Origin of the sequence: uncultured Methanobrevibacter sp. (assembly GCF_902771435.1) — an archaeon.
Taxonomy (GTDB): Archaea; Methanobacteriota; Methanobacteria; order Methanobacteriales; family Methanobacteriaceae; genus Methanocatella.
In genome coordinates this window covers 1-4,708 of the sequence record NZ_CACXXB010000066.1, presented here as the reverse complement: position 1 = coordinate 4,708, position 4,708 = coordinate 1, and the positions used below count along the sequence as shown (strand labels likewise).

At 34.2% G+C, this 4,708-nt stretch carries 5 protein-coding genes and 1 pseudogene; 2 read left to right on the top strand and 4 right to left on the bottom strand.

Features of this window, described 5'->3' with window-relative positions; translation table 11 throughout:
- A pseudogene (locus QZU83_RS10175) lies at window positions 1-412 on the top strand (DUF447 domain-containing protein); the annotation flags it as partial.
- A gap of 268 nt (window positions 413-680) precedes the next feature.
- Here QZU83_RS10175 and QZU83_RS10170 read toward each other — a convergent pair.
- Complete coding sequence (locus QZU83_RS10170; RefSeq protein WP_295611883.1) at window positions 681-1,550, bottom strand: CPBP family intramembrane glutamic endopeptidase; 870 nt, start codon at window positions 1,548-1,550, stop codon at window positions 681-683.
- Between the two features lie 56 nt (window positions 1,551-1,606).
- On the opposite strand from QZU83_RS10170, the gene QZU83_RS10165 reads away from it, so the two are divergent.
- On the top strand, window positions 1,607-2,968 hold the full coding sequence (locus QZU83_RS10165; RefSeq protein ID WP_295611882.1) for an MFS transporter: 1,362 nt from the start codon (window positions 1,607-1,609) through the stop codon (window positions 2,966-2,968).
- On the opposite strand, the gene QZU83_RS10160 is transcribed toward QZU83_RS10165, so the two are convergent.
- From QZU83_RS10160 to QZU83_RS10150, 3 genes are all read right to left on the bottom strand, one after another.
- Window positions 2,965-3,378: a hypothetical protein gene (locus QZU83_RS10160; protein ID WP_295611881.1), complete on the bottom strand. Its 414-nt coding sequence runs from the start codon at window positions 3,376-3,378 to the stop codon at window positions 2,965-2,967. The two genes, QZU83_RS10165 and QZU83_RS10160, sit on opposite strands and share 4 nt — an antisense overlap.
- Complete coding sequence (locus QZU83_RS10155; RefSeq protein WP_295611880.1) at window positions 3,371-3,787, bottom strand: hypothetical protein; 417 nt, start codon at window positions 3,785-3,787, stop codon at window positions 3,371-3,373. Before QZU83_RS10155 ends, QZU83_RS10160 begins: the two co-directional genes overlap by 8 nt.
- Window positions 3,788-4,527: 740 nt before the next feature.
- The coding region (locus QZU83_RS10150) for a peptidylprolyl isomerase (RefSeq protein ID WP_295611879.1) at window positions 4,528-4,708 on the bottom strand (181 nt) is incomplete at its 5' end.

Below are 4,708 nucleotides of genomic sequence, written 5' to 3'. Positions count from 1 at the left end.
TTCAACCATCGGAAACCTGGATATTGAAGAGTTTACAGATGATGATGACATTGCAATATTGAAAAATGCAGAAGCATATGTCATTTGTGATGTTACAGATATTAGAAAGATGGATCCGATTAAAGACCATGTAACATCAAATGGGGAAGCTTATATCATAAGCAGTGATGTTGTAGAAATTGTTAAAAATCATCCGTGTGCAAAGGCTTTAAACCGAGGAGTATTCGCCCTTCTGGAATGTCTTACAAACTATACTCGGCTGGACCTGGTAAGTAAGGAACAGCAGGATTATTTTATCGGAAGGTTTAATGAAAACAATCGCATGATTAAGAGGGTTTCCGGACCTGACACGATAAAAGCAATGGAGATTCTTAAAAATAGCATGATGGAAAAGGGTTTTGATGTTGAATAGAACTGATTTTTAGTTCATGAAGTGTTGGGCTTTGATTAGCATGGATTATTGCGTCTGTGTTAATCCTTACTTTTTTTATTAATTTCTTTAAAAAGTTATATAAAATTTTAGAGTTTTCACGATTTTTTAGACAGACATTAAATATTTGGGTTGTTTAGTCAGTGATGCCTTAACCTATGTCTAAAAAATGGGAAAATATCTGTTCAGTATGTGGTGAGGTTTGATTAATAGCAGGTGCGGTGTTAAATTCATGCTATTAATTTTTGTACTACCATAATTTTTCTGTTTTTTCGCCGAACCAGCCTTTCCTGGTTCCAATATAATATAGGCCTAATGCTGAGACGGTACTTGCAATGATTGTTGAAGCAAAGTCAAATGGAGTAATTAAAGATGAAGTTGCTCCAAATCCTAAAGCTGCAAAATATGCACTGCTTAAGTTATTCACACTATGGAGTGCAGAGCTTGCCTCCAAACCGTTGCTGCGCCAGGTTAAAAATCCTAAAAGAATTCCCTGTATGAATACACCGAGGACTCCTAAAAGGTTATAGGGGTGCAGTGATGTAAAAACTATGGATTGAAGAATTATTGCCACAATAGGTATCCTAAACCATGATCCGAAAGTTTGCATAATCAGACCTCGCATAAAGTATTCTTCGGCGATGCACTGTAGGGGTATGATAATCAAGCATATTACAAAGAATGTCACAGTTAGGGTATTTGGACCAACCCGGCCAGTAATAGTTGAGCTTATTGCCTGATATATTATATATACGGCTAATGGAATTGGCAATGATTTGAAAAATAGTTTCCAATCCCATCCTCCACGTGATGATGAATAGGAAGAGAATGGTCTGTCTTTAACAATTTTAGTGGCAACATAAAGTGAAGGAAGAAAAATTGCCACGGACAGATAGCCGATGTAGCTTCCAGCTTCAGAATTCAACGCTTCGTATCCTTGTGTCATTAACTGGAAAATCGTATTCCAGCCGTATGCCATGCCGAAAATTGCAAATATTGCAACTTGCAGTATTGCATATACGATTGCGCCGACTATTAATACGAGTATGGGCTTATACCATCTGTAATTTTCAAAAGTTCTTGGGAATGTTATATATTCCGGAGTGTTGTGTTCGCTCATGTAATATAATATATTCTAAAAAATATTTAAAGTCATTGAATTAATATATAATATTGATGGAAAAGAAAAATTTACTCTTATTGATTTGTACAGTATTGTCATTTTTCACTGTTTTTGCGGTCAATGCAGTGACCATTGTCATTCCTTCCATTGCAACCGAATTTCACATGAGCAATATTGTTCAAAACTGGGTAACTATCATTTTTTTACTTGTTGTGGCAGTACTGTCGGTTCCGGCAGGCCAGATTTCAGGAAAATACGGCCTCAAGAAAGTCACAATTTTAAGTGTTGTTTTATTTATCATAATATCCATTGCCAATGTGCTTGTCACATCACAGGAACAGTTTCTGGCATGCAGATTGATTTTGGGAATTTCCCTGTCTTTTATCAACGTCACTTCAATGGCAATGATTGTGAACGCTTTTCCTCCTGAAGAGCGCGGAAAGGCACTGGGGATAAATATCACCGGTGTTTATGTAGGATTGTCCCTGTCTCCCGTTATTGGAGGAATCTTGAATTATAATCTGGGATGGAGATCTGTAGTGTTATTCGGCGTTCCGTTCCTCTTTGTTATTTTGGCTTTGCTTTTAACAAAAATCGATGAGGAGTGGAGTTCCTTTGAAAATATCCCTCTGGATTTGAAAGGATCATTTGCCTATGGAATTGGAATGGTATTGTTCATGTACGGATTCACCATTCTAAACACTCAACTTGGAGTAATATTGACAGTTCTTGGTGTAATTATTCTTCTAATATTTGCATGGATTGAGCTGAAACAGGCATATCCGGTATTCGACATCAGATTTTTCAAAAATCACAAGTTCCTGTCCGCCAATTTCGCATCACTGTGCGCATATCTGGCGACTTATGCTGTAACAACAATCCTAAATTATCATCTGCAATACATTAAAGGGTTTGATTCACAGACTGCCGGAATGATATTGCTTGTAGCACCATTGTGTCAGGTGGTTTTAGCTCCAATTGCCGGAAGATTGTCTGACAGGTTCGTGCCGCAAATCCTTGCAGCTATCGGAATGGCTTTAGGTACTCTATCATTATTCCTGTTTTCATCTTTGGACAGCACAACATCAATTGAATTTTTATTCGTGTCAATGATAATCTATGGTATAGGTTTCGGATTGTTTTCACCGCCGAATACGAATGTCATCATGGGTTCAGTTCCGCCAAAGGACACATCAGTCGCTTCAGCGGCAGTTGCAACAATGCGTACAGTTGGCCAGGCAATGAGTATGGGAATACTGACATTGGTATTTGCATTTGTAATGGGTGATGTTCCGATTATTCAGCAGTATTATCCTCTACTGATTCAGAGCTGTCAGATAACATGCATTATCTGTGTGGTATTGTGCATAGCTTCCGTTTTTGCTTCATTTGTTGGAATCAAATCTGATAGCTAGTTCAATTCATTGAGCAAATCAAATATCTCTTTAGATTTCATATGGCATCTATTAAATGCATGTTTTATATTTTTAGGATTTTTAGAATCATAATCCACCATATTGCGATATTTTCTTAATACATTGAGGTTTTGAGCTATTTTTGCGCCTGCATTATTTCTATTTAAGTTGGGATGCTTTTTAAATATGGATCTGGTTTCTTGGTGAACTCTGCCTGAAGTTGATTTCATGATTTTTTCATTAAATGGATTTAAAAATATATTGTTTTCCAGAATGAAATCTCTGGACTCTAAAAAAGATGAATAATAGTATCTGCCAATTCCAGTTCTTAATTTTGCATTGTCTTCTTCTTCAATGTAGCTATTTGCAAGTTCATAATATTCATGCCAGTCGAAATTATTGTTATTCATAATATTCCACCAAAATTATGTACTCAATTGTTGTTTTAGGATATTTGTCGATTAACATGTCACAAAGCAAATCCTCTTTTTGAAGTAATTGGTCGGATTCCAAATCGGAGTAAATTATTATTTCAAGGATTTTTTCATTTGGGTCGGTTTCCTTCATGAAATCTATCGAAAGTTTTCTGTATGGCAATTCTTTTGATAGAATTTCAGGCAAATTCAGGATTATTTTTTCCATTTCTTTGTCGCTGATAATGAATTCATTAAGTTCATCAAAATTATTTGATGGAAATTTAAAATGATTTTTTAGAAATTCTTTGGGTGAAATGTTTTCCTTTTGCATGTTTTCTAGTCTTGTATATGTATTCTCCTGTGGAATTTGCATTTCCAATCTTTGCGGGTAATTTCGGTGCATGGTTTTATCCTCGAAATTTTTTTAAATTCAATTTATCCTTTGTTTTAACCATTATTTAAAGTTTTACATATTAATTGAAGTCAATTTTTCTATATGAGTATAAATTTCTAATTAAAAATAAAATAAAAACTTTTACGGTCGAATCAATATTGCATTGAATCTGTAATTTTTTTTAAAATCAACATTGAGTTCAAACAATGATATTTTTATAATTAAAGGATATGTTGTCCCATTATATAAAATAAGCAGTTTAAAATGAGAACAATTTTGCAAACTCGCACAATTTTATGGCAACATATTTTAAATTGCTTTGAGTTCATAAAATTGCTTTTAATTCGTAATATTATCTTAATTAAATAAAATAATTTATATAGTAAATATTTCATATCATATCATAGAGTTTAAAATCCACTCTTTGGATACAATTAAATTCTAACGAATTGGTGGTTTAATTCAATGTCTATCTACCTAAGCATGTGTAAACATGTTATGGGCATTGAATTAACTAATCGTAAGTCTTCAAGATTCATGTCATTATTCAAACTATTTTTTTTCCAAAACATATCTTTTTGATATTGATATATTGCTCGTTAATGTAATTCTCGAATCATGTGCTTAAATGGGCATAGTCATCATTATAATTTTAGACATAGCCTTTAAAATGAGAAAAATATGCACAATTTTTTCTTTAAAAATCGTTTAATCAAATTAAAATAAAAAAAGAAGTTGAAAGATAAGTTCTATCTTTCTTCAACGGTCACTTTGTTCATGACGTCCCCTTGTTGGATTGCGTTGACAACGTCCTGACCTTTAATTACTTGGCCGAATACGGTGTGAACACCGTCTAAATGTGGTTGTGGGGAGTGGGTAATGAAGAATTGGCTTCCACCAGTGTCTTTACCTGCGTGTGCCATTGATAAT

Coding starts and splice junctions, on each gene's coding strand:
- QZU83_RS10170 (WP_295611883.1), bottom strand. CDS start 1,550: ATGAGCGAACACAACACTCCGGAATATATAACATTCCCAAGAACTTTT.
- QZU83_RS10165 (WP_295611882.1), top strand. CDS start 1,607: ATGGAAAAGAAAAATTTACTCTTATTGATTTGTACAGTATTGTCATTT.
- QZU83_RS10160 (WP_295611881.1), bottom strand. CDS start 3,378: ATGAATAACAATAATTTCGACTGGCATGAATATTATGAACTTGCAAAT.
- QZU83_RS10155 (WP_295611880.1), bottom strand. CDS start 3,787: ATGCACCGAAATTACCCGCAAAGATTGGAAATGCAAATTCCACAGGAG.